This window comes from Stenotrophomonas sp. GSD10, from assembly GCF_056172695.1.
Genome location: NZ_JAOCMC010000002.1, coordinates 4,245,061 through 4,270,014 on the forward strand (window position 1 = coordinate 4,245,061; position 24,954 = coordinate 4,270,014).

Genomic DNA, 24,954 nt, shown 5'->3' on the forward strand with positions numbered 1-24,954 from the left:
CCACATGCGTTTCACACTGCAGCGCGAAGCCTTTCTCAAGCCGTTGGCACAGGTCGTCAACGTGGTCGAACGCCGCCAGACCCTTCCGGTTCTGGCCAATTTCCTGGTCCAGGTGCAGAACGGCCAGCTGTCGCTGACCGGTACCGACCTGGAAGTGGAGATGGTGTCGCGGATCGCGGTTGAAGACGCCCAGGACGGCGAAACCACCATTCCCGCCCGCAAGCTGTTCGAGATCATCCGCGCCCTGCCCGACGGCAGCCGGATCACCGTCTCGCAGACCGGTGACAAGATCACCGTGCAGGCCGGCCGCAGCCGCTTCACCCTGGCCACCCTGCCCTCCAACGACTTCCCGTCGGTGGACGAAGTGGAAGCCACCGAGCGCGTGGCCATCGGCGAAGCGACCCTGAAGGAACTGATCGAACGCACCGCGTTCGCGATGGCCCAGCAGGACGTGCGCTACTACCTCAACGGCCTGCTGTTCGATCTGCGCGGCGATGCCCTGCGGACCGTCGCCACCGACGGCCACCGCCTGGCCCTGTGTGAAACCGATCTGGCCAAGCCCAGCGGTTCCAAGCGCCAGATCATCGTGCCGCGCAAGGGCGTGACCGAACTGCAGCGCCTGCTGGAAAGCGGCGATCGCGAGATCGAGCTGGAGGTCGGTCGCAGCCACGTCCGCGTCAAGCGCGACGATGTCACCTTCACCTCGAAGCTGATCGACGGTCGCTTCCCGGATTACGAAGCGGTGATCCCGATCGGTGCCGACCGCGAAGTGAAGGTGGATCGCGAAGCCTTGCGCGCCTCGCTGCAGCGCGCCGCGATCCTGTCCAACGAGAAGTATCGCGGCATCCGCGTTGAAGTCTCGCCGGGCAACCTGAAGATCAGTGCGCACAACCCGGAGCAGGAAGAAGCCCAGGAAGAAATCGAAGCCGACACCACGGTCAGCGATCTGGCCATCGGCTTCAACGTGAACTACCTGCTGGATGCCCTGTCCGCGCTGCGCGATGAAGAAGTCATCATCCAGCTGCGCGACTCCAACTCCTCGGCGCTGGTGCGCGAATCCAGCAGCGAGAAGTCGCGTCACGTGGTGATGCCGCTGCGCCTCTGACGACAGCGCTGTTCCACGTGGAACCGAACGACGCCCGGGATCTTCCCGGGCGTTTTTTTGGTTCCACGTGGAGCATCGATCAGTGCTCTTGGGCTGATCTCATTGATGGCGGCAGTGTCATGGCGGGTATCGCCTAGGTGTAGCCCGAGGGTGTGAGTGCAGACTTCCTTGCATGGCCTCGGGATCGCCGTTGCGATCTCCGACATGCGCGGTCGCGCTCTGTGCAGGTCAGTCAGATCGGACTACCCGACAGGGGAGCTTCATCTGCAAACGCGTCTGTCCACAGACGGGGTTCTGGCCGAATCGGGCCGAGCCTAGCTTCTAAATCTGGGTATAAATCTAAAGCATGGTGGTGATGGTAGGGCCAGATTTCGTGGAAAAATGCATTATCTCTATGATTTTAAAGGAATTTATGTGGCTGAAACCCCCTGTATAGAGGCCCCTCAGGCTGGGGGGAACCTGTGGATAGTTTCACCGGCCGCGCAAAAGGGCTTTTTTATCCACAGATTGCCCATACCTTGTGTATAAGTCATACAGCGCCGCTGTGGACAGCGTGGAACGAACGGCCTGAATTCTTTGAAATCTGTGGAACCCTGCAGGAGTTCGGATCGCAGAACTAAAGGAATTCATCGGGTCCTTGGCCGCCACTTGCGCCGGACCGGCCGATGAAGCCACCCGAAAGCACGTGAAATCGGCGAAATCTGAGGGCCTGCACCCTGATACCCCGTGCAGATTTGAAGGAATTTCGGGCCGATCCAGGCCCGGCGCGGACCTTGGTGATCGCTGCATGCCACGTGGAACCTGCAAACGCGCGCCAGGCGGCGGAGGATCTCCACCGCGACGACGACAGCACCGCGCCCGGCTTGACCGATGCAGTAAGCTGATGGATTCCCTGCCCTTCTACCGCTCCGAGCGGATGGTCCTTCGCGCCCCATGCAGATCCGCCGCCTTGCCTTGCATCACCTGCGTCGTTTCAGTGCGGTGGACCTGTCGCCCCAGCCGGGTTTGAACCTGCTGACCGGCGACAACGGCGCCGGAAAGACCAGCGTGCTCGAGGCACTGCATCTGATGGCCTATGGCCGCAGCTTCCGCGGACGGGTGCGCGATGGCCTGGTCCGTCAGGGCCAGGAGGCGCTGGAAGTCTTCGTGGAATGGGACGAGCAACGCGCCCATCATCCGCCACATCGCCGAAAGGCCGGCCTGCGCCATAGCGGCCAGGACTGGAAGGGACGTCTGGATGGTGAAGACGTGGCTCAGCTTGGCAATCTCTGCGCCGCGCTGGCCGTTGTGACCTTCGAGCCCGGCAGCCATGCGCTGGTCAGCGGTGGCGGCGAACCCCGTCGCCGCTTCCTCGATTGGGGCTTGTTCCACGTGGAACCTGATTTTCTGTCCCTGTGGCGCCGCTACTCGCGGGCCCTGAAGCAGCGTAATGCCCTGCTCAAGCAAGGCGGGCCCTCGCGGATGCTGGACACGTGGGATCACGAGCTGGCTGAAGCCGGAGAGCCGCTGACCAGTCGACGCCAGCACTATCTGGAGCGCCTGCAGCAGCGCACGGTGGCACTGGCCGCCAGCCTGGCGCCGCAACTCGGCATCCAGGGCATGCAACTGAGCCCGGGGTGGCGCCGGCATGAACTGCCGTTGGCCGATGCCCTGCTGCTGGCGCGGGAACGCGACCGTCAGGCCGGCTATACCTCGGTGGGCCCGCACCGGGCGGACTGGAGCGTCGACTTCCACAGCATCCCCGGCCGCGATGCGCTGTCCCGTGGCCAGGCCAAGCTGACGGCCCTGGCCTGCCTGCTGGCCCAGGCCGAAGACTATGCGGAGCAACGGGGCGAATGGCCGGTGATCGCGCTGGATGATCTGGCCTCGGAACTGGACCGCACCCATCAGGGCCGGGTACTGGAGCGCTTGCTCGGTGGCCCGGCGCAGATCTTCATCACTGCCACCGAAACGCCTGCAGCGCTGCAGGAACTGACGCATATCGCCCGGTTCCACGTGGAACATGCACAGATCGTGGCTGTGCCATAGTGGGCACACCAGGGCCGCTCGACCCCGGCTGGTATAATTCGGGTTGGAATCCTTTCATTCTCGGCGCACCGCTCGCAGTGGTGGCCGACCTGCGGAGCCTACGGCAAGCGCAATGAGCGACGAACAGAACACCCCGGCAAACAACGGCAATTACGACGCCAACAGCATTACCGCCCTGGAAGGCCTGGAGGCTGTCCGCAAGCGTCCCGGTATGTACATCGGTGACGTGCATGACGGCACCGGTCTGCACCACATGGTGTTCGAGGTCGTCGACAACTCGATCGACGAAGCGCTGGCTGGCCATGCCGACCATGTGGCGGTGACGATCCACGCCGACGGCTCGGTTTCGGTATCCGACAACGGCCGCGGTATTCCGACCGGCAAGCACGAGCAGATGAGCGCCAAGCTCGGTCGCGAAGTGTCCGCTGCCGAAGTGGTGATGACCGTCCTGCACGCAGGCGGCAAGTTCGACGACAACAGCTACAAGGTTTCCGGCGGCCTGCACGGCGTCGGCGTCAGCGTGGTCAACGCGCTGTCGCAGAAGCTGCTGGTGGACGTGTTCCAGAACGGCTTCCACTACCAGCAGGAATTCAGCAATGGCGCCGCAGTGACCGCGCTGGCGAAGCTGGAAGCCACCACCAAGCGCGGCACCACCGTGCGCTTCTGGCCGTCCACCGTGGCCTTCCACGACAACGTGGAATACCACTACGACATCCTGGCCCGTCGTCTGCGCGAACTGTCGTTCCTGAACTCCGGGGTCAAGATCGTCCTGACCGACGAGCGCGGCGATGGTCGTCGCGATGACTTCCATTACGAAGGCGGCATCCGCAGCTTCGTGGAGCATCTGGCGCAGCTGAAGACCCCGCTGCACCCGAACGTGATCTCGGTCACCGGCGAGCACAACGGCATCGTGGTGGACGTGGCGCTGCAGTGGACCGACTCCTACCAGGAGACGATGTACTGCTTCACCAACAACATTCCGCAGAAGGACGGCGGTACCCACCTGGCCGGTTTCCGCGGCGCGCTGACCCGCGTGCTCAACAACTACATCGAACAGAACGGCATCGCCAAGCAGGCCAAGATCAACCTGACCGGCGACGACATGCGCGAAGGCATGATCGCGGTGCTGTCGGTGAAGGTGCCGGACCCGAGCTTCTCCAGCCAGACCAAGGAAAAGCTGGTCAGTTCGGACGTGCGCCCGGCCGTGGAAAACGCCTTCGGTGCGCGCCTGGAAGAGTTCCTGCAGGAGAACCCGAACGAAGCCAAGGCCATCGCCGGCAAGATCGTCGATGCCGCGCGTGCGCGTGAAGCCGCGCGCAAGGCCCGCGATCTGACCCGCCGCAAGGGCGCGCTGGACATCGCCGGCCTGCCGGGCAAGCTGGCCGACTGCCAGGAAAAGGATCCGGCGCTGTCCGAACTGTTCATCGTCGAGGGTGACTCGGCAGGTGGCTCGGCCAAGCAGGGCCGCAACCGCAAGAACCAGGCGGTTCTGCCGCTGCGCGGCAAGATCCTCAACGTGGAACGCGCGCGCTTTGACCGCATGCTGTCCTCCGACCAGGTCGGTACGCTGATCACCGCACTGGGTACCGGCATCGGCCGCGACGAGTACAACCCGGACAAGCTGCGCTACCACAAGATCATCATCATGACCGACGCCGACGTCGACGGCGCCCACATCCGCACCCTGCTGCTGACGTTCTTCTACCGTCAGATGCCGGAGCTGATCGAGCGCGGTTACGTCTACATCGGCCTGCCGCCGCTGTACAAGATCAAGCAGGGCAAGCAGGAGCTGTACCTGAAGGACGACCCGGCGCTGGACAGCTACCTGGCCAGCAGCGCAGTGGAAAACGCTGCGCTGGTGCCGGCCACCGGCGAGCCGGGCATCGAAGGCCTGGCCCTGGAGAAGCTGCTGCTGGCCTACGCCGCTGCGCTGGATTCGATCGAACGCAACGCGCACCGCTACGACCGCAACCTGCTCGAAGCGCTGGTCGATTTCGTGCCGATGGATCTGGACAGCCTGCGCACGGCCGGCGAAGGCGAAGGCCTGGATGCGCTGGCCAAGCGTCTCAACCAGGGCAGCCTGGGCAGCCCGCGCTTCAGCCTGGAACTGCAGGAACCCAACGACGAGCGCCCGGCCGCTGTGCTGGTGACCCGTCGCCACATGGGCGAACAGCACATCCAGGTGCTGCCGATGTCGGCGTTCGAAAGCGGTGAACTGCGTGCGATCCACCAGGCCTCCAAACTGCTGCACGGCCTGGTGCGCGAAGGCGCCACCATCTCCCGTGGCGCCAAGTCGATCGAAGTCGATACGTTTGCCAAGGCGCAGAACTGGTTGCTGGAGGAAGCCAAGCGTGGCCGCCAGATCCAGCGCTTCAAGGGCCTGGGTGAAATGAACCCCGAGCAGCTGTGGGACACCACGGTCAACCCGGAGACCCGCCGCCTGCTGCAGGTGCGCATCGAAGATGCGGTGGCCGCTGATCAGATCTTCAGCACCCTGATGGGCGATGTCGTCGAACCGCGTCGTGATTTCATCGAAGACAATGCGCTGAAGGTCGCCAACCTGGATATCTGACACAATCGGGCATGGCCGGTGCACGGGGAGGTGCGCCGGCCTTCATCCTTGAACGCAGGTACCTGATGTCCGCTTCCGCCCCGGTCTCCGCCCCGCCGCCCGTTCCCCCGGCCTCTGCCGCCCCGCGTGCCGTGCCACCGCTGGCAGGATTCTTCATCGATCTCGGCATCGCCGCCGTGGCGCTGATCGGCCTGAGCATGGTGACCGGCCTGTTCTGGGGCTTCTACCGGGCCATCGTGGTCGGCTATGCCAATGCCGAGGCCAACGGCGGTGCGATGACCGAGGCCGCAGCCACCACGGCCGTCGGCCAGCCCGGCGCGCTGGCGCAGATCCTGATGGCATTGATCGCCACCGGCGGCGCGGCGCTGCTGCTGTACTTCTGGCGCCGTCCGGCCAACGCGGCCGAACGCCTGGCATCGCGACAGGCACTGCGGCGGCCGTCGACCTGGGGCTGGACCCTGCTGGTGGCCACCCTGATCGTGCTGGGCAGCAACGGCATCGCCTTCCTGGCCCGGCAGTTCGGCATCGAACCGGTGCCGACCAACGTGGAACTGATGCAGAGCGCGATCGCGCGTTTCCCGCTGTTCCTGGTGCTGTTTGCCGTGGCGCTGGCGCCGGCCTACGAGGAACTGCTGTTCCGCCGCGTCCTGTTCGGGCGCCTGTGGCAGGCCGGCCGGCCGTGGCTGGGGCTCATCCTCAGCAGCCTGGCCTTCGCTCTGGTCCACGAAGTGCCGGGCGTGAGCAAGAATTCCTGGATGGGCATGGCGCAGCTGTGGCTGGTCTACGGCGGCATGGGTGCGGCCTTCTGCTGGCTGTATCGCCGCACCGGTACGCTGTGGGCGGCCATCGTGGCGCATGCGCTGAACAATGCCGTCGCACTTGCCGCGATGGTGTTCCTGGGGTCAACGTAACGCCGTGTCCGCTTGACGAAAGATTAAGCCGCTACGTTGGACACTGCGCACATGAACACGGGGGATCTTTCCATGAAGCAACTGCTGTTGGCCCTTGTCATCACCACGCTGGTCAGCGCCTGCGCAACGACCACGTCCCCCACCGGACGCCGGCAGATGGTGGGCGGCGTATCGCAGGCGCAGCTGGACCAGCTGGGCGCGCAGGCATTCGCTGAAACCAAGCAGAAGGAAAAGATCAGCACCGATGGCCGCCAGAACGGCTACGTGCAGTGCGTGGTCAATGCCCTGGTCGCCCAGTTGCCGCCTCAGTACCGTGGCGTACGGTGGGAGACGGCGGTGTTCGTGGACAAGGAACCCAATGCCTTCGCCTTGCCCGGCGGCAAGGTCGGTGTGAACACCGGCATCTTCACCGTGGCCAAGAACCAGGACCAGTTGGCTGCCGTGATCGGCCATGAGATCGGCCACGTCATCGCCCGCCACCACGAAGAGCGCATCACCCGCCAGATGGGCGCACAGACCGGCCTGGCCGTGCTCGGCGCGCTGGCGGGTGCCGCCTATGGCGAGGGTGCCGCCAGCACCGTCAACCAGCTCGGTGGGATGGGCGCGCAGACCGCCTTCCTGCTGCCTGGCTCGCGCACCCAGGAAAGCGAGGCCGACGTGATCGGCCAGCGATTGATGGCCCAGGCCGGTTTCAACCCCGCCCAGGCCGTGGATCTGTGGCAGAACATGATGGCCGCCAGCGGTGGCCGCAGCCCGCAATGGCTGTCCACCCACCCCGATCCGGCCAACCGGATCCAGGAACTGCGCCGTGATGCACCGGGCCTGACCCCGGTCTACCAGCAGGCGCAGGCGGCCGGACTGCGGCCAAAGTGCGGATGAGTGCGCAGTTTCATGCTGTAGTGCAGCACATAAAACGATTTCTCACGCCATCTGTTTCTGATACGTTTGGCGGCTCAGATTTTTCTGACAGTCCGACTTTGCCGCTATCCGGCGGTTCGATCGAGGTGAACGATGATTTTCCGTAACCACAAAGCTGTGCTTTCCGTCCTCGTCGCGACCGCCCTGACCGGCGCCGTGGTCACCGATGCCTTCGCGCAGTCCTCGCGCTCCTCCGACCGCAGCAACCGCGGCGGCAGCAGCAAGCAGGCCAAGGCCGAAGCGCTCTACCCGAACGCGACCCGCCAGGAGCCGACCGTCAAGGCCTCGGCCAAGATGGGCAGCAAGCTGCAGAAAATGATCGACAGCTACAACAACGAAAAGTTCCCGGAGACGCGTACGCAGGCTGACGCGATCCTGGCTGACAGCGCCGCGAACGAGTACGACAAGTCGCTGGCCGCGCAGCTGGCCTCGCAGGCCGCCTACCAGACCGACGACACCCCGGGCGCGGTCGCCTACCTGAAGCAGGTGCTGCAGTTCAACGGCCTGGACAACAACGGCCACTTCCAGTCGATGCTGATGCTGGGCCAGCTGCAGCTGCAGGAAGACCAGACCGCCGAAGGCCTGGCCACCCTGGACAAGTACTTCGCCGAGAGCAAGTCGACCAAGCCGGAAGAACTGGTTGCCAAGGGTCAGGCCCTGTACCAGCTGGAGCGCTACCAGGAAGCGGTGCCGGTGCTGCAGCAGGCCATTGCCGGCGCCACCGAGCCGAAGGACAGCTGGAACCAGCTGCTGATGGCGGCGCTGTCCGAATCCGGCCAGACCGGTGAGGCGCTGAAGACCGCCGAAGCACTGGCGGCGAAGAACCCGAATGACAAGAAGGCGCAGCTGAACCTGGCCAACATGTACATGCAGGCCGACCAGATGCCCAAGGCTGCCGCGGTGATGGACAAGCTGCGCAGCAGCGGCCAGCTCACCGAAGAGCGCGAGTACAAGCAGCTGTACTCGATCTATGCCAACACCGAGAACAAGGAAAAGGACGTCATCGCGGTCATCAACGAGGGGTTGCAGAAGGGCATCCTGAAGCCGGATTACCAGGTCTACCTGGCGCTGGCCCAGTCCTACTACTACTCCGACCAGGTGCCGCAGGCGATCGAGGCGTGGCAGAAGGCTGCCCCGCTGTCCAAGGACGGTGAGACCTACCTGAACCTGGCACGCGTCCTGCATGCCGAAGGTCGCGTCCCCGAGGCCAAGCAGGCCGCCCAGCAGGCGCTGGCGAAGGGCGTGAAGAACCAGGCTGATGCCAAAAAAATCATCAACCTGAAGTAAGTAGGAATAACGCCTGAACGCCTGCTCAGTTGATGCGCAGGCGCTCAGGATTGGTATAAGCTTGGAGGTTCCTGCGGTGTCATGCACCGCTGATCAGGGATTCCGCCCCCGGCATCCCGGCCCCACTATTGAGCTCTTGGCGCATGACGGAACAACTAGTCGTTCACCGGTACGAACAACCCGATGACAAGGGGCTGAGCTGGCCTCGCATCGTCGGCATCGCGTTTGTAATTGCCCTGCATCTGGCCGCCTTCATGATGCTCCTCATCCCCGCCGTGGCTCCCAAGGCCGTCGCGGAGAAGGAGCGCAACGTCATGGTGACCATCGTCGATGCACCGCCGCCGCCGCCCCCGCCGCCGCCGCCGCCGCCGCCGACCGATACTCCGCCGCCGCCGGTGAAGAATCTGTCGCCGCCGAAGCCGTCGCCGGTCCCGCCGCCGCCGCAGGCGCCGGTCGTGGACGTGCCGGAACCGCGCCCGAACGATATCGTCACCCCGCCGTCGCCTCCGGCGCCGCCGGCACCGGCGACCTCGATCGAGGCCAGCGTGGATATCTCGTCGAAGGCCATGAATCCGCCGCGCTACCCGCCGGCAGCCTTCCGCGCTGGTATCCAGGGCGAAGTGATCCTGATCATTGATGTCGATGCCAGCGGCAACGTCACCAATGTCACGGTGGAAAAGTCCAGCCGTAACCGCGACCTGGACCGTGCTGCCATGGAAGCAGCTCGCAAGTGGCGCTTCAACGCCGCTGAATCTGGCGGTAAGAAGGCGGCAGGTCGCGTTCGCGTCCCGGTCAACTTTGCGCTGAACTGATGCGTCCGGGTGGCCGCCCGGCCACCCCCGCTCCGGTTCGATTGTTTAGCTTAGCTACACCCTTTATCACCACACACAACAAAGGTAAGCGTCATGCTGCAGGAAATTTTCATCGCCGCTGCTGCCGGGGGCAATCCGTCCAACGCCCTGTCGCAGATGGGCTTCGAGCACCTGATCCACGAAATGACCACCAAGCCGGGTGATTTCGCGGTTTCCTGGGTCGTGCTGCTGACCCTGATCGCGATGTCGGCCATGTCCTGGTACTGGACCGTCATCAACATCTTCCGCGCCACCCGCCTGAAGAGCGCCGCTGATCGCGTCGTCAGCCTGTTCTGGGACACCCCGAACGCGCAGGACGCCATCCGTGCGATGGAAGAGCAGCCGGCTTCGGAGCCGTTCTCGAAGATCGCCCTGGACGCTGCCCAGGCTGCTGCCCACCACCAGCGCGCTGAAGGCGGCGCCACCGGCGGCGTCGGTGAGAACCTGAGCCGTTCGGAGTTCGTCGACCGCGCTCTGCGCCAGGCCGTCACCCGCGAAAGCAACAAGCTGCAGTCGGGCATGACCCTGCTGGCCACCGTCGGCGCGACCGCTCCGTTCGTCGGTCTGCTGGGTACCGTGTGGGGCATCTACGGCGCGCTGATCAAGATCGGTGCCACCGGCTCCGCTTCGATCGACGCCGTTGCCGGCCCGGTGGGTGAAGCGCTGATCATGACCGCGATCGGTCTGTTCGTCGCGATCCCGGCCGTGTTCGCCTTCAACTTCTTCAGCAAGATCAACAGCGCGACCATCAGCAAGTTCGATACCTTCGCGCACGACCTGCACGACTTCTTCGCCACCGGCTCGCGCGTCCGCTAATTGCGGCGCGCGTTACCCAGCGACGAACGTAAGTAGTCACCAAGATCTAGACGGAGCCCGTTATGGCTTTCAGTAGTGGTAACAGCGGCGGCCCCATGGCCGACATCAACGTTACGCCCCTCGTGGACGTGATGCTGGTGCTGCTGATCATCTTCATCATCACGGCGCCCCTGATGTCCCACAAGGTCAAGGTGGATCTGCCCGAAGCCAACCTGATCCAGAAGCCGGAAGACGCTGAAAAGCGTTCCGGACCGATCACCCTGGCAGTCAAGGAAGACGGCTCGATCTACTGGAACGACGAAGAAATCAACAAGCAGACTCTCGAGTCGCGCTTGGCGACCGCCGCCCAGCAGACCCCGCAGCCGCCGCTGAACCTGCGTGGTGACCGCACCACCAAGATGCGTGTCATCAACGACCTGACCAAGGTTGCGCAGGAACAGGGCATGTTGGACGTCGGCTTCGTCGCGACCAAAGAAAAGGGGCAATAAGCCATGGCATTCAGTAGTGGTGGTGGCAAGGGCCCCATGGCAGACATCAACGTCACGCCCCTCGTGGACGTGATGCTGGTTCTGCTGATCATCTTCATCGTGACCGCGCCGATCATGACGTACCCGATCGCCGTGGACCTGCCGCAGCGCGTGCTCAACCCACCGCCGCAGCTGGTCGAACCGCCGCCGCCGATCGAACTGAAGATCGACGCCAGCAACCAGGTCTCGTGGAACAACAGCCCGATCAATACCAGCGAGCTGCAGCAGCGGATGGAGCAGGAGGTCCAGCGTGACCCGACCAACCAGCCGGAACTGCGCATCGACGCCAGCCCGGATTCGGAGTACGACGTGATGGCCAAGGTTCTGGCCGCCGCGAAGAACGCTCAGATGAAGAAGATCGGTTTTGTGCAGCAGTAATCGCTACACCGCAACACAACAGTCATGACGCGACTGCAGACGCCCCTGGAAACAGGGGCGTCTTTTTGTGCGCGCCACGATCCGTAGAGCCGAGCCCGTGCTCGGCTGCCATCCGGGACCTGCCCGGGGAACATCGCGGAAAGCAGCCGAGCATGGGCTCGGCTCTACGATGGGGCCGCGCCCGCTATGATCGGCGGATGCTCGCCCTCTTCGATTCCCTGCGGCACTGGCTCGACGGCGTCGCCCATCTGGGCACGATCCTGGCAGTGGCCTATCTGCTGTACCTGCTCGCGCTGACCGGCTGGATCATGCTGCAGAAGCGCGAGCCGGTGGCCACGCTGAGCTGGATCCTGTCGCTGGCACTGCTGCCCTATCTGGGCTTGTTCATCTACTACCTGCTGGGCCCGCAGAAGGTGAAGCGGCAGCGCCTGCGCCGCGGACGCGCGCGCTCGGGCATGGAGCACTACAGCGACGTCTGCCCGCCGGATGCGGACTGCACCGAGCTGGCCAAGATCGCCCAGGCCACCACCGGGCTGGCGCCCAGCAGCGCCACCGAGGTGACTTGGCTGGTGGATGGTGCCGCCACCTACGCGGCCCTGCTCGAGGCAATCGCGCAGGCAAGCGACCACGTGCATCTGGAGTACTACATCTTCAACCCGGACCACGCCGGCACCGCGTTGCGCGACGCGCTGGTCGAGCGTGCCCGTGCCGGCGTGCAGGTGCGCCTGCTGCTGGACGCGGTGGGTTCCTCCGCCCTGCCCCGCCGTTTCCTGCAACCGTTGCTGGACGCCGGCGGCGAGGCCATCTGGTTCCATCCACGGCAACTGCTCAAGCCTTTCAAGCGCCCGTGGTTGAACCTGCGCACCCATCGCAAGCTGGTGATCGTCGATGGCCGCCTGGCCTTCACCGGTGGCATCAACATCACCGACGACGAAGACGAGAGCCGCAAGCCGGACGCCTACCGGGACCTGCACATGCGCATCCGCGGCCACGTGGTGCGCAGCCTGCAGCTGGTATTCGCCGAGGACTGGCTGTACGCCAGCGGCCAGGACCATTCGCGTTTCGACATTGCTCGCCTGTGGCCGGCCGAGATGCCGCTGCGCGCCGATGGCCCGATCAACGCACAGGTGCTGGTCTCTGGCCCGGACTCAGGCTGGGAAACCATCCACCGCCAGCACGTGGCCGCCATCCATGAAGCCCACGAACGGGTCTGGCTGGTCACGCCCTACTTCGTACCGGGCGAGGCGGCGCGGATGGCGCTCACCTCCGCCGCGCTGGGGGCCTGGACGTGCGCCTGCTGGTGCCGAAGATGAGCGACTCCTGGTTCGTCACCCAGGCCGCCCGCTCCTACTTCGACGAGTTGCTGCATGCCGGGGTGAAGATCTACGAGTACGGCCCGCGCATGCTGCACACCAAGGCCTTCATCGCCGATGACGACGTCTGCATCGTCGGCAGCGCCAACTTCGACCACCGCAGCTTCCGCCTGAACTTCGAACTTTCGATGATGATCAGCGACCGTGACCGGGTGGCCGCCCTGGCCGAGCTGCTGCAGAGCGAATTCGACCGCGCCACGCGTGTGCATGACCAGGCCGGGCGTTCGCTGTGGCTGCACCGCCTGCCCGAGGCATTTGCCCGCCTGGCCTCGCCGCTGCTGTGAGGCAGCGCTACACTTCGCCGATCATCCGGGGAGCCCGACTATGTACTGGTTGTACCTGCTGCTGGCGCTGGGCTGCTTCGCCTTCGCGCTGAAAACCCCGAGCGTCGGGCTGATGACCCTGTGCCTGCTGGCCGCCCTTGCCTTCCTGCTGGCCTGGGTGCGTGGCCGCTACGTGGCCCGGTTCGGCGACCTGCAGCGCGATCCGGCCACCCTGATCGATGCCGACGAGCTGCGCCGCCTGCGCGAACAGGCCGAGGCCCGCCGTGCCGGCGACAGCACTGACCACGATCACGATCCATCCCCTCTTTCCAAGTAGTTCCGTTCCATGACCCAGCTCAGCGTCAACGTCAACAAGATCGCCGTCCTGCGCAATTCGCGCGGCGGTGCCGAACCGGACGTGGTGCGCGCCGCCCAGGCCTGCCTGGATGCCGGCGCGCATGGCATCACCGTGCACCCGCGGCCGGACCGCCGCCACATCACCGCCGAGGACGTGCTGGCCCTGTCCACGCTGACCCGCGCGCGGGGCGTCGAGTTCAACATCGAGGGCAACCCGTTCGCGCCGCCGCGCGAGGGATACCCGGGGCTGCTGCCGTTGTGCGCGCAGACCCGCCCGGCGCAGGCCACCCTGGTGCCCGACGGCGATGGCCAGATCACCTCCGACCATGGTTTCGACTTCGAGCGCGATGGCGAGCGCCTGCGCCCGCTGGTGGCCGAGCTGAAGGCGATGGGCTGCCGGGTCAGCCTGTTCGTCGATGCCGGCAACCCGCTGCTGGAACAGGCGGCCGCCGTGGGTGCCGACCGCGTCGAGCTGTACACCGGTCCGTACGCCGAGGCGCATGCGGCCGGCGATGCCACTGCGATGCTGGCGTTGTTCGCCACCGCAGCGCGCCGCGCGCAGGCCGTGGGGCTGGGAGTGAATGCCGGCCATGACCTGTCGCAGGACAACCTGCGCGATTTCCTGGCCCACGTGCCGGAGGTGCTGGAAGTGTCGATCGGCCACGCGCTGATCGGCGAGGCGTTGTATGACGGGCTGGACGCCACGGTGCGGGGCTACCTGGCCCTGCTGTGACCGATGGGTGCAGCCGAGCATGGGCTCGGCGCTACAAGGCACCCGCATCCACTGTAGAGCCGAGCCCACGCTCGGCTCAGCCTTGCCCTGAACCCTTCAGGCGGCCGTCGCAGCCATTGAGACAGCCCCGGCGTACGCTGCCGCAATGGGTATTGCGATCAAGGGCCGAGGTTCCACGTCCCACCTTGCCGGGCGCTTTGAAAGCACCGTCAGCGAGGCGGTGGACGACGGCTGGGCGGTCGACGAGAGCGAGGAGTTCCTCGCCCCGCGCCTGCGCACCGAAGTACGCGCCGAGACCGCACGCAGCATCATCAGCCGCAACAACTCGCCGGACGTCGGCTTCAGCCAGTCGGTGAATCCGTACCGCGGCTGCGAGCACGGCTGCTCCTACTGCTTCGCGCGCCCCTCGCATGCGTATCTGAACCTGTCGCCGGGCCTGGACTTCGAGACCAAGCTGTTCGCCAAGACGAACGCGCCGCAGCTGCTGCGCAAGGAACTGTCGAAGCCGGGCTACGTACCGCAGCCGATCGCATTGGGCATCAACACCGATGCGTACCAACCGATCGAACGCAAGTTCAAGCTGACCCGGCAACTGATCGAAGTGATGCTGGAAACCAGGCATCCGTTCTCGCTGATCACCAAGAACGCACTGGTCGAACGCGATATCGATCTGCTGGCACCGTTGGCGGCGGAGAACCTGGTCAGCGTGCATTTTTCGGTGACCTCGCTGGACCCGCATCTTTCCGCGAAGCTGGAACCGCGCGCCTCGGCGCCGCATGCGCGGCTGCGCGCGATGAAGCGCCTGCATGAGGCGGGCATTCCGGTGGGCGTGATGGTGGCGCCGGTGATTCCGTGGATCAACGACAGCGAACTGGAAGCCGTGCTGGAGGCCGCGCACGACGCCGGTGCAAGTACCGCCGGCTACGTGCTGTTGCGCCTGCCGCTGGAAGTGGCGCCGCTGTTCCGCGACTGGCTGGATACCCATCATCCCGATCGCGCCGCGCACGTGATGAGCACCATCCAGCAGCTGCGCGGCGGCAAGGACTACGACAGCCAGTTCGGCACACGCATGCGTGGCCAGGGCGTGTACGCGGAGCTGTTGAGCAACCGCTTCAAGCTGGCGCGCAAGCGTCTCGGGTTCAATGCGCAGAACAGCCATTGGCCGAAGCTGGACTGCAGCCGGTTCCTGAAACCGCTGCCGCCGCGCAAGGAATCGCCGCAGGGGAGTCTGTTCTAGAACGCTGGACCGCTGCCTGACTTACCGGCAACAATCTGCGCTTGGCAGGATGGCCGGCAAGCCAGGGAAGGATGCAGATGGATGACCTACGATCTGCGACAATGCGATTCGCTTCGCTTGACGACGAATCAGTTCGCCCATGAAGCATCTGTCTGCTCTCAGCTGTGGTGCATTTCTGTTTGTCTGTGGCGCCGATGCAGAGGCTGCCCGTGCGTTTGTGATTGAAGACGCTGCCATGCGCGACCCCGCCTGCCTTACGGTCGAGCCGCGCCAGCAGCTCTTTGCCTGTCACCAGATTGTTGCCGGCAACAGCCGTGTGATCGGGCTGAGACAATTCCGTTCGTCATGGCGGACCGACCGCTCCACTTTCAGCAAGCTCACGATCCAGCTCCCCGCCGATGCCAAAGCAGGCGACCGGTTCGCTGCCGCAGGCGATCGCGTACGGCTGTTTCAAAGCAGCGGATCGAGCGCGTTTGCGGGAAAAACGGGGTGCTACGCAGTGCCGATCGCAGGGCAGATTACCGTGGTTTCCGTCGGAGATTCCGGCATCGAGCTCGTGGTCGACGCAACGCTCCGCTCCGCAAGCCCACTACAATGGCGCGGTGAATGTGATGCAACGACCCAGTTATCAGAGCGCCTGAAAGCCTCGCCCCTGCAGATGCAGGACCTCGATGCATGGACGGGAGCCCATGATACCGATGCGTCCCCTTTCGATCAGGCGCATCCTGCCAATCGCACCCGTGATTGAATTCGGATCAACTGTGTCTACATGATGAAACGCCTGTGTTTTCTTCCGGCCAGCGCTTTCCTTTTCTCCCTTGCGACCCCGCAGGTGCAGGCCCGCGCCATTCACGAATGCCTCGTCGTTCCGCAGGCGTCGATTGCCACTGATATGCCAGCCGGACTGGACGAGTTCGAGCAACATCTGTGGATGGCAAATACCGGTCAGTTGGTGCGCAAGGGCACGGACACGCTCCTTCTGCTGCGCCTCTTCTCGGAGTCGCCCGGCGTGATCGATTCCCAGCAGTTCACCAAGATCACCGGCAGCCTGAAGCGATACACGCCTTCGCCGGAAGGGACGCCGGAGGTAGGGGATGCGCGCTTGACCAGTGGCGGTGCGGGCTTCGCGCACAAGGGAGACTATTGGTTGGCCGATTCAGTGGACGTCGAATTACATCAGCCGCACGAGCGCGATGGACGGATGGAAGTCAAAGTGACGGCTGTCGGATGGAACAGCTATCGAAAGGAAGACCGTTCCTTCTATCTCCAGTTCACCTGTCAACTCAAGGAAATCCCCGTCGAGAAGCTCAGTGCCTGGCAAGGCGGCGACGGAAGTCTCTGGCGAACCTTTGGGCCCACCCGATAGCCGGGTGGAACAGCCTGCATGCAATCACTTCTGCGACGACTGGCAATGCTGAAAATAGAAATTGATTCCCTGAGGTTCTACTCACGACTGGACGAGGATGCGTTCTTCTCCAGGTTGAACCAGATTCCGGGCGTGGTGTCTGTCGAAGGGTTCCTCAGCACGATCAACGTCTCTGTTGATCCGTCGGCTGTGGATGAGGACGGTATGAGAGAGCTGATTTCGCTGTTCCAGCGCTATGGATTGGACATGCGCCAGCTGCAGCAACTGGAGACAGAAGCGTTCAGCACATGGATGCGGAACAGATCCGCCTACTGGTTCAAGTCGATGTATCCGGACCCGTGAGCACATGACATGAAGATCATCTGCTGGCTGGGCATCGCGTTCCTGTGGATGCTTCCGTTGAACGTCCTGTTGCTGACGGCCGGCAAGCTGATGTCAGGCGATGCGCTTGGAGAAGAAGAGCTCGTTGGCTTCGGTGTGGCGGTGTTCGGTGCCGTGGCAGGCGGGATTCTCTATCGCCGCCGCCCACAGTAGCGTCGAGCTTGCTCGACTTCGCTCCAGGTTCAGTCGAGCAAGCTCGACGCTACGAGGACGCTACCCCCAAACAACTTCTGCGCGCTCTGGAACAGGATCCAGCTGGTGGCGATGAACTTGTCACCGCCCTGTGGCCGGTTGCCGCGATGGGTATGAGTGAACGCGGTCGGCGCAATCAGCAGGCTGCCGGTGCGCGGTGCGATCTTCCGCCCCTGGAACAGGAACTCGGTTTCGCCCGCTTCGAATTCGTCGTTGAGGTACAGCGTCCACAGCACATGCCGGTGCAGGGTCTCGGCCTGCGCGTCCTTCGGGTACAGTTCGCAGTGCCAGTACGGATAACCGCCCTCGCCCGCCGCGTACCACTGCAGGTTGATCGCACCCGGGCGCAGGCAGGTGCGGGCCAGATCGGCCAGCTGCTGCTGCGGCATGTCGGGGAAGTCCTCGGCAGACAGGCGTCGCGGTTGGCCGTCGCTGTCCTGGATCTGCAACATCAACGGCGCGATCAATGCCTGTGGATAACGGCGTAGATAAGTCAGCAGCCCGTTGAACGCCGCGATCTGCAGCTGCTGGTCGACATCCTGCCAGCCGTCCAGGCCACTGATGCGCAGATCCTTGCTGTGCTTGAGTTCCGGGAACACACCACTGCCTACCGCACCCGGCAGCAGGCCGCGCGTGGCGCGCAGACGCTCGACGATCGCCGCGCAGACTTCGCTGGGGACGGCGTTGTGGATGACTTCGATGAAATCGACCGGGCCCTGCTCGTGCATGCGTGCATTCCTTAGGCGGCAACGGCTTGATGGTGCCGCTTGCCGCCTTCGGTGTCACCCCAGGGTCATGTCATCGAAGTGCCATGACCGCGGTCGGGCAACCGTGGGTCAGCCCTGCGCCTGGTCGTGCGCGTGGTGGTAACGCACCGCTTCGGCCACTTCCTCACGCGAGCCGAGGAACACCGGCACGCGCTGGTGCAGCTGGTCGGGCTGGATGTCGAGAATGCGCTCGCGGCCGGTCCAGGCGGCGCCGCCGGCCTGTTCAACCAGCAGGCCCATCGGGTTGGCTTCGTACATCAGGCGCAGCTTGCCGGCCTTGGACGGATCCTTCTTGTCCCACGGGTAGATGAAGATGCCGCCGCGGGTCAGGATGCGGTGCACGTCGGCCACCATGCTGGCGATCCAGCGCATGTTGAAATTCTTGCCGCGCGCGCCTTCCTTGCCGGCCAGCAGGTCGCCCACATAGGCCTGCATCGGCGCTTCCCAGTGGCGCTGGTTGGACATGTTGATGGCAAATTCCTGGGTGGCCGCCGGAATCTGCATGTTCTCGGTGGTCAGCACGAATTCGCCCTTCTCGCGGTCCAGGGTGAAGGCATGGGTGCCGTGGCCGACGGTCAGCACCAGCTGGGTGCTGGGCCCGTAGATGCAGTAGCCGGCGGCAATCTGCTTGCTGCCCGGCTGCAGGAACGCGTCATCGCCCGGCAGCTCGACGTTGGTCGGGCAGCGCAGCACCGAGAAGATGGTGCCCACCGAGACGTTGACGTCGATGTTGGAGCTGCCATCGAGGGGATCGAACAGCAGCAGGAAGTCGCCGCGCGGGTAGATGTCCGGCACTGGCTGGCTGTGGTCCATTTCCTCCGAGGCGCAGGCGGCGAGGTGGCCGCCCCAGGCGTTGGCTTCGAGCAGGATCTCGTTGCTGATCACGTCCAGCTTCTTCTGCGCTTCACCCTGCACGTTGCCGGTACCGGCCTCGCCGAGCACGCCACCGAGGGCGCCCTTGCTGACGGCGATGGAGATGCTGGTGCAGGCGCGGGCGACCACGGCGATCAGCTGGCGCAGGTCGGCATTGATGCGGCCGGCGTGCTGTTCCTGGATCAGGAAGCGGGTCAACGAAGTACGGGACATGGTCGGGCAGGTCTCGGCAGCGGGAAAACGCCTATTGTCGCCCGTCCGGCCAGCGCGTGCGTGAGCGCGGGGAGGCGTAATCGTTTCCAGATGCGTTGTGCCGTGCGGCCGCCGCAGGGCTTGTGTAGAGCCGAGCCCACGCTCGGCTGCGCTTCGTCCGTGATGGCGCGCAAGCCGAGCGTGGGCTCGGCTCTAGAATTCAGCAACAACCAAGACCCAAAAACAAAGGCGCCTTTCGGCGCCTTTGTCTTCAAACCACTGGAGCGTTGCTTCAGCCCTTGGCGACGGTGGCCACGGCCTTGGCGACGTATTCCAGGTTGTTCTGGTTCAGCGCGGCCACGCAGATGCGGCCGGTGCCGACGGCGTAGATGCCGAACTCGTCGCGCAGGCGCTCGACCTGCTCACGGCTCAGGCCGGAGTAGGAGAACATGCCGGCCTGCTCGTTGATGAAACCGAACTGCGGCGCACCGGCCGCGGCCAGCTTCTCGACCAGGCCCTGGCGCAGGGCGTGGATGCGCTCGCGCATCTCGGTCAGCTCCTGCTCCCACATCGCGCGCAGTTCCGGGTTGGTCAGCACGCCGGCCACCAGCGCGGCACCGTGGGTGGACGGGCTGGAGTAGATGGTGCGGATCACGCGCTTGACCTGCGACTGCACGGCCTTGGCGTCTGCGGCGGTCGGCGCCACCATCGACAGCGCACCCACGCGCTCGCCGTAGAGCGAGAACGACTTGGAGTACGAGTTGGCGACGATGAAGCTGTCGATGCCGGCCTCGGCGATGATGCGCACGGCGGCGCCATCCTGCTCGATGCCCTTGTCGAAGCCCTGGTAGGCCATGTCGATGAAGGGGAACAGCTGGCGGTCCTTCAGCAGCTGTGCGACCTGCTTCCACTGGGTGACCGTGAGGTCGGCACCGGTGGGGTTGTGGCAGCAGGCGTGCAGCAGCACCACGGTGCCCGCTTCCAGCTTGCCCAGGTCGGCCAGCAGAGCATCGAAGTTGACGCCATGGGTGGTCGGGTCGAAGTAGGTGTACTCCACCACCTCGAAGCCGGCCGCGCTGAACACCGCGCGGTGGTTTTCCCAGCTCGGGTTGCTCAGTGCGACGGTGGCGTGCGGCAGCAGCTTCTTCAGCACGTCGGCGCCGACGCGCAGCGCACCGCTGCCACCGACGGTCTGTGCGGTGGTGACGCGGCCGGCAGCCAGCAGCGGCGAATCCTTGCCGAACACCAGCTCACGCGTGGCCTGCGTGTACGCCGGCAGACCATCGATCGGCAGGTAGCCGCGCGGTTTGGCTTCAGCGGCGAGCTGCTGCTCGATCTGCTTGACGGCGCGCAGCAGCGGAATGCGGCCGCTCTCGTCGTAGTAGATGCCCACACCCAGGTTGACCTTGGTCGGGCGGCTGTCGGCGTTGTACGCCTCGGTCAGGCCCAGGATCGGGTCGCCTGGGACCAGTTCCACGTTTGCAAAGAAGGACACGGCGGTACTCGTTCGGTAGACGGAAAGGGGAGGAAGTGCGCTACGCGGTCTGCGGCTTTTCGGCCGGAAACAGCCCATCGTAACAAAGCCTGCCGGGGCTGGCCGCCGCCATCGTCATCGGCGGCCCCGTACCATGGCGTGCGTTGCCGCCCGATCCATCAACCTGAATCATGATTCCTGCCGCGCGCCGTCCCTCCCTGCCGCTGATCGCCGTGCTGCTGTCGCCCTGGCCGGCGCTGGCCGAACCGTCTGCTACGGCGCTGCCCGCCGTGCAGGTGCAGGCGGCGCGGGTGCCGGGCATCGACCCGTTCGCGTTGCCGGCCAGCCAGGACACGGTCTGGATCGACGCCGGCCGTGCCGGCGCGGGCGCGCAGCTGTCCGAGGCGCTGACCGGGGTGCCGGGGCTGCTGGCGCGCGACCGCCAGAACTTCGCACAGGACACCCAACTGTCGATCCGTGGCTTTGGAGCGCGCTCGACCTTCGGCGTGCGTGGGGTGCGGGTGCTGATCGACGGCGTGCCGGCCACCATGCCCGACGGCCAGGGCCAGCTGTCGCACGCCAGCCTGCTGGGTGCCGAGCGCATCGAGGTGCTGCGCGGGCCGTTCTCCGCGCTGTATGGCAACTCCTCCGGCGGCGTGCTGCAGGTGTGGAGCGCACAGGGCCAGGCCGATGATCCCTGGCGGCTGCGCCTCAACGCCGGTGCCGACAACACGCTCAGCGTGGGCGCGCAGCTGAAGGGCGCCGGCCGTGGACTGGACTACAACATCGCTGCCAGCCATTTCCGCACCGACGGTTGGCGTGACCACAGCCGTGCACGCCGCGAATCGCTCAATGCGCGCATCGGCGGCGATCTGGGCGGTGGACGGCTGGAGCTGCTGCTCAATGCGCTGGACGCGCCCGATGCGCAGGACCCGTTGGGCCTGACCCGCGCGCAGGTGGCAGCCAATCCGCGCCAGGCCACGTCGGTCGCAGATCAGTACAACACCCGCAAATCGGTGCGCCAGCAGCAGGCTGGCCTGCGCTGGACCCGCGAGGCCGGGGCGCAGCGCTGGCAGCTGATGGGCTACGCCGGCCAGCGCGCGGTACGCCAGTACCTGCCGATCCCGCCGACCGCGCAGGCCAACCCGCTGCATGCCGGCGGCGTGATCGATCTGGACGCCGGCTACGGCGGGCTGGACGCGCGCTGGGGCTGGCATGGGGACGTGGGCGGGCGGCCGCTGGACCTGGTGGCCGGGCTCAGCGCCGACCGCCAGCGCCAGCATCGCACCGGCTACGAGAACTTCGTGGGCAGCACGCTGGGCGTGCGCGGCCGCCTGCGTCGCGACCAGATCGATACCGTGCAGAACGTCGATCAGTTCGCGCAGGCCTGGTGGCAGTGGCGCCCGCGCTGGTCGCTGCTGGCGGGCGTGCGCCACAGCAGCGTGCGATTCGAATCGGATGACCGCTACATCACCGGCCGCAACCCGGATGACAGTGGCCGCCGCCGCTACCAGGCCACCACGCCGGTGGCGGGCGTCAGCTTCGAGGCCAGCCCGCAGTGGCGGCTGCACGCCGCAGTCGGTCGCGGCTTCGAGACCCCCACCTTCAACGAGCTGGGCTATCGCGCCGACGGGCAAGCCGGGCTGGCACTGGATCTGGCCGCCGCGCGCAGCCGCTCGCTGGAGGTGGGCAGCAAGTGGCGCGCGCAGAGCGGAACCAAGCTCGATATCAGCGTGTTCCGTGCAGATACCGACAACGAGCTGGCCGTTGCCAGCAACATCGGCGGACGCAGCACCTATCGCAACATTGGTCGCACCCGCCGCCAGGGCGTGGAACTGCAGTACCGGCAGCCGCTGGCCGAGCAGCTGGACCTGCAGCTGGCATGGACCTGGCTGCAGGCGCAGGTGCGTGCGCCCTATCTGACCGCGAACAACACGGTGGCTGCGGGCAGCCGCCTGCCGGGCGTGCCCCGACAGCAGGCCTTTGCCCGCCTGCAGTGGACCCCCGGCGACTGGCAGTGGGCGCTGGAGGCCACCGCCAGCAGCGATACCGTGGTCAACGACCTGGCCACCGAGCGCGCGCCGGGCTACGCGTTGCTGAACCTGGAAGCCGGCCGCCGCTGGGCGCTGCCGGGGGCGAGCTGCGCGCGTTCGCCCGGTTGGAGAACGTGCTGGACCAGGCCTATATCGGTTCGGTGATCGTCAATGACGGCAACGGGCGTTTCTACGAGCCGGGACCGGGACGGCGGGCCAACGTCGGCCTGCAATGGTCGTGGCGCTGAAGGGGTCGTGCCGGCCGTGAAGGTCTCCTGACCGACGGGTAGTGCCGGCCGCTGGCCGGCATCGCGTCGTGCAGGATGTCGGCAGGTTGCCGGCCAGCGGCCGGCACGACCCGTCAATCGGGGGCCTTGGCCGGCACGAACGGCGAGGTGGGATCGCTGGCCGGGAAGGTCTCCTCCAGCGCCTCGTCCTGGTTGTCGCTGGCGCGCTGCTTGCGTTCGCGGCGCTTGAGCGGGCTTTCCTGCCCGCCGCGATGGCGGTCGCCGCCATCCTTGCGGTCCTGGGCCGCCTGTTCAGCCTCGTGCTTCACCGGCAGATGGTCTCCACCGTGCTCAGCGTCGAAGAACGGCGCACCGGTGCCACGGTAGTCGGCATTGTCGGCATCGTGCTTGCCGCGCTGCTCGCCGGCAATCGGCGGATGGTTCGCGCGCAGCGGGTCGCGGGAGGTCTCTCGGCTCATGGTCTGGCTACCTGCGCTGGGGGCTCCCACTACAGCGCCGGGCAGGTAAAGCCGCTGCGAACCTGGCGTCATGAACATCTCGCTCACCCCCGGTAACGGCACCGCGCGTATTCCTGCCCACCCGCCCCACTGCAGGAGCCGGCCATGCCCCGTCTTGAGCGACCCGCACCGTCCGTGTTCAACGCCCTGCTCGACCCGCTTGGCCAGCGCACCGCGCAGCGCCGGGCACGTCGCCAGGAAGACCCGCAGGCGGTGGCGCAGGACTACCTGCAGTACATGCTCAGCGATTACGAGGAGCGCCGCGCCAGCACCATCGCAACTGGCGCGACCTGTGCCCGGTCTATGCCTTCGCGCTGACCACCCACGCCGCCGACTGGCCACGCGGTGATGCCGCCGATACCTGCGAGGAGCTGGCCGAACACTGGGAACAGATGCGCGGGCAGTCACGGATGAGCTGGTCGCAGGCGCGACCGGTGGTGGAAGACGCCTGGCGCGCGCTGGACCATATTCCGGCCGCGGCGGTGAGGCCGCTGCTGCAGTAGTGGCGGCCGCTGGCCGGCAACCCGAGGAAGCCTCAGGCCGCGAGCCTCACCCGGCCTGCGGCCGGCACTACCGTTTTCCGTAGAAGCCACCTGCACGGTACCGACACGGGTGGTTTACATCGCCGGATCGAAGCTGGGCGTCCCCTGCCCCGTTACAGGTGTTCCCATGGCCCGCCCGATCTGGACCGGCACACTGTCCTTCGGCCTGCTCAATGTGCCGGTGTCGCTGATGTCCGGCGAACGCAAGGTCGATCTGCAGTTCCGCATGCTCGATTCACGTGACCGCAAACCGATCCGCTTCGAACGGGTCAACGCCGATACGGGCGAGGAAGTGCCCTGGAAGGACATCGTCAAGGCCTACGAGTACGACAAGGGCAGCTATGTCGTGCTGGAGGAAGGTGACATCCGCTCGGCGGCGCCGGAGAGCCACGAGGCCGTGGAGGTGGAATCATTCGTGGATGCGGCGCAGATTGATCCGCGCTACTACGAGAAGCCGTATCTGCTGGTGCCCGCCAGGAAAGCCGAAAAAGGCTACGTGCTGTTGCGCGAAACGCTGCGTAGTACCGGCAAGGTGGGCATCGCGCGGGTGGTGGTGCGCACGCGAGAGTACCTGTGCGCGGTGATGCCGCAGGCAGACGCGCTGGTGTTGATGATCCTGCGCTATCCGCAGGAACTGGTGGATCCTGAGGACTACAAGCTGCCCACCGGCAAGCTGTCCGACTACCGCATCACCAGCAAGGAAACGGCGATGGCCGCGCAGCTGGTCGAGTCGATGGCCGGTGATTGGGACCCGACCCAGTATCACGATGAGTTCCGCGAGCGCCTGCACAAGGTGTTGAACAAGCGGATCAAGTCCAGAGGAGGCACCACCCGGGTGGAAGAGGAGCCGGCGCCACATGAGGATGCTGCCACCAACGTGGTCGATTTCATGGCGCTGCTGCAGAAGAGCCTGGATGCCAACACGCGCACACCGGCGAAGAAGAATGCGAGCCGCAAGGCACCGGCGAAGAAGGTGGCAAAGAAGGCCGTCAAGAAGGCCGCCAAGAAGACCACGCGGCGCAAGGCAGGCTGA

The 24,954-nt window shown here is 65.5% G+C and carries 22 protein-coding genes and 3 pseudogenes; 21 read left to right on the plus strand and 4 right to left on the minus strand.

The features are described from left to right. Window positions 1-4: 4 nt before the first annotated feature. From dnaN to N4G47_RS19830, 18 genes and pseudogenes are all read left to right on the plus strand, one after another. Window positions 5-1,105, plus strand: a complete 1,101-nt coding sequence (dnaN, locus tag N4G47_RS19745; protein ID WP_005411731.1) for a DNA polymerase III subunit beta — start codon at window positions 5-7, stop codon at window positions 1,103-1,105. 933 nt (window positions 1,106-2,038) lie between these two features. Next, the gene (gene recF, locus N4G47_RS19750; protein WP_475289708.1) at window positions 2,039-3,133 is read left to right on the plus strand and encodes a DNA replication/repair protein RecF; all 1,095 of its coding nucleotides are present in this window, start codon (window positions 2,039-2,041) and stop codon (window positions 3,131-3,133) included. 112 nt (window positions 3,134-3,245) lie between these two features. After that, the gene (gyrB, locus tag N4G47_RS19755; protein WP_249842378.1) at window positions 3,246-5,705 is read left to right on the plus strand and encodes a DNA topoisomerase (ATP-hydrolyzing) subunit B; all 2,460 of its coding nucleotides are present in this window, start codon (window positions 3,246-3,248) and stop codon (window positions 5,703-5,705) included. Between the two features lie 65 nt (window positions 5,706-5,770). Next, entirely contained in the window at window positions 5,771-6,616 is an 846-nt protein-coding gene (locus tag N4G47_RS19760) for a lysostaphin resistance A-like protein (protein WP_475289709.1), read from the plus strand. 72 nt (window positions 6,617-6,688) lie between these two features. Next, window positions 6,689-7,495: a M48 family metallopeptidase gene (locus tag N4G47_RS19765; protein WP_032128510.1), complete on the plus strand. Its 807-nt coding sequence runs from the start codon at window positions 6,689-6,691 to the stop codon at window positions 7,493-7,495. Between the two features lie 132 nt (window positions 7,496-7,627). After that, complete coding sequence (locus tag N4G47_RS19770) at window positions 7,628-8,821, plus strand: tetratricopeptide repeat protein (protein ID WP_309340449.1); 1,194 nt, start codon at window positions 7,628-7,630, stop codon at window positions 8,819-8,821. Between the two features lie 143 nt (window positions 8,822-8,964). Then, window positions 8,965-9,633, plus strand: a complete 669-nt coding sequence (locus N4G47_RS19775; RefSeq protein WP_094001762.1) for an energy transducer TonB — start codon at window positions 8,965-8,967, stop codon at window positions 9,631-9,633. 93 nt (window positions 9,634-9,726) lie between these two features. Continuing rightward, the gene (gene exbB, locus N4G47_RS19780) at window positions 9,727-10,488 is read left to right on the plus strand and encodes a TonB-system energizer ExbB (protein WP_005411738.1); all 762 of its coding nucleotides are present in this window, start codon (window positions 9,727-9,729) and stop codon (window positions 10,486-10,488) included. 62 nt (window positions 10,489-10,550) lie between these two features. Further along, window positions 10,551-10,976 (plus strand): ExbD/TolR family protein, encoded by a 426-nt coding sequence (locus N4G47_RS19785; RefSeq protein ID WP_005411739.1) that lies wholly within the window; start codon window positions 10,551-10,553, stop codon window positions 10,974-10,976. Window positions 10,977-10,979: 3 nt separating this feature from the next. Beyond that, window positions 10,980-11,393, plus strand: coding sequence for an ExbD/TolR family protein (locus tag N4G47_RS19790; protein WP_005411740.1), 414 nt, complete (start codon window positions 10,980-10,982; stop codon window positions 11,391-11,393). Between the two features lie 197 nt (window positions 11,394-11,590). Then, window positions 11,591-13,050, plus strand: a pseudogene (gene cls / locus N4G47_RS19795) (cardiolipin synthase). A gap of 40 nt (window positions 13,051-13,090) precedes the next feature. After that, window positions 13,091-13,366 (plus strand): hypothetical protein, encoded by a 276-nt coding sequence (locus tag N4G47_RS19800; RefSeq protein ID WP_249842375.1) that lies wholly within the window; start codon window positions 13,091-13,093, stop codon window positions 13,364-13,366. Between the two features lie 9 nt (window positions 13,367-13,375). Then, the gene (locus N4G47_RS19805) at window positions 13,376-14,119 is read left to right on the plus strand and encodes a pyridoxine 5'-phosphate synthase (RefSeq protein ID WP_309340457.1); all 744 of its coding nucleotides are present in this window, start codon (window positions 13,376-13,378) and stop codon (window positions 14,117-14,119) included. Between the two features lie 145 nt (window positions 14,120-14,264). Then, entirely contained in the window at window positions 14,265-15,356 is a 1,092-nt protein-coding gene (locus N4G47_RS19810; protein ID WP_475289710.1) for a PA0069 family radical SAM protein, read from the plus strand. Window positions 15,357-15,495: 139 nt separating this feature from the next. Then, window positions 15,496-16,104 (plus strand): hypothetical protein, encoded by a 609-nt coding sequence (locus N4G47_RS19815; RefSeq protein WP_475289711.1) that lies wholly within the window; start codon window positions 15,496-15,498, stop codon window positions 16,102-16,104. A gap of 21 nt (window positions 16,105-16,125) precedes the next feature. After that, window positions 16,126-16,722, plus strand: a complete 597-nt coding sequence (locus tag N4G47_RS19820; RefSeq protein ID WP_475289712.1) for a hypothetical protein — start codon at window positions 16,126-16,128, stop codon at window positions 16,720-16,722. Between the two features lie 18 nt (window positions 16,723-16,740). Continuing rightward, the gene (locus tag N4G47_RS19825; RefSeq protein WP_475289713.1) at window positions 16,741-17,064 is read left to right on the plus strand and encodes a hypothetical protein; all 324 of its coding nucleotides are present in this window, start codon (window positions 16,741-16,743) and stop codon (window positions 17,062-17,064) included. A 9-nt stretch (window positions 17,065-17,073) separates the two neighbouring features. Then, the gene (locus N4G47_RS19830; protein ID WP_475289714.1) at window positions 17,074-17,256 is read left to right on the plus strand and encodes a hypothetical protein; all 183 of its coding nucleotides are present in this window, start codon (window positions 17,074-17,076) and stop codon (window positions 17,254-17,256) included. Window positions 17,257-17,285: 29 nt separating this feature from the next. On the opposite strand, the gene N4G47_RS19835 is transcribed toward N4G47_RS19830, so the two are convergent. From N4G47_RS19835 to N4G47_RS19845, 3 genes are all read right to left on the minus strand, one after another. Next, window positions 17,286-18,023: a 2OG-Fe(II) oxygenase gene (locus N4G47_RS19835; protein WP_475289715.1), complete on the minus strand. Its 738-nt coding sequence runs from the start codon at window positions 18,021-18,023 to the stop codon at window positions 17,286-17,288. 108 nt (window positions 18,024-18,131) lie between these two features. Then, window positions 18,132-19,148, minus strand: a complete 1,017-nt coding sequence (locus N4G47_RS19840) for a class 1 fructose-bisphosphatase (protein WP_107231325.1) — start codon at window positions 19,146-19,148, stop codon at window positions 18,132-18,134. Window positions 19,149-19,419: 271 nt separating this feature from the next. Next, a complete protein-coding gene (locus N4G47_RS19845; protein ID WP_107231326.1) occupies window positions 19,420-20,622 on the minus strand; it encodes an amino acid aminotransferase in 1,203 nt (400 codons plus the stop codon). A gap of 170 nt (window positions 20,623-20,792) precedes the next feature. Here N4G47_RS19845 and N4G47_RS19850 point away from each other — a divergent pair. Further along, window positions 20,793-22,882, plus strand: a pseudogene (locus tag N4G47_RS19850) (TonB-dependent receptor family protein). A 113-nt stretch (window positions 22,883-22,995) separates the two neighbouring features. On the opposite strand, the gene N4G47_RS19855 reads toward N4G47_RS19850, so the two are convergent. Continuing rightward, window positions 22,996-23,340: a hypothetical protein gene (locus N4G47_RS19855; protein ID WP_475289716.1), complete on the minus strand. Its 345-nt coding sequence runs from the start codon at window positions 23,338-23,340 to the stop codon at window positions 22,996-22,998. A 144-nt stretch (window positions 23,341-23,484) separates the two neighbouring features. Between N4G47_RS19855 and N4G47_RS19860 the strand changes: the two are divergent. Beyond that, window positions 23,485-23,882 (plus strand): annotated as a pseudogene (locus tag N4G47_RS19860) (hypothetical protein). Window positions 23,883-24,048: 166 nt separating this feature from the next. Beyond that, window positions 24,049-24,954 (plus strand): non-homologous end joining protein Ku, encoded by a 906-nt coding sequence (gene ku, locus N4G47_RS19865; protein WP_475289717.1) that lies wholly within the window; start codon window positions 24,049-24,051, stop codon window positions 24,952-24,954.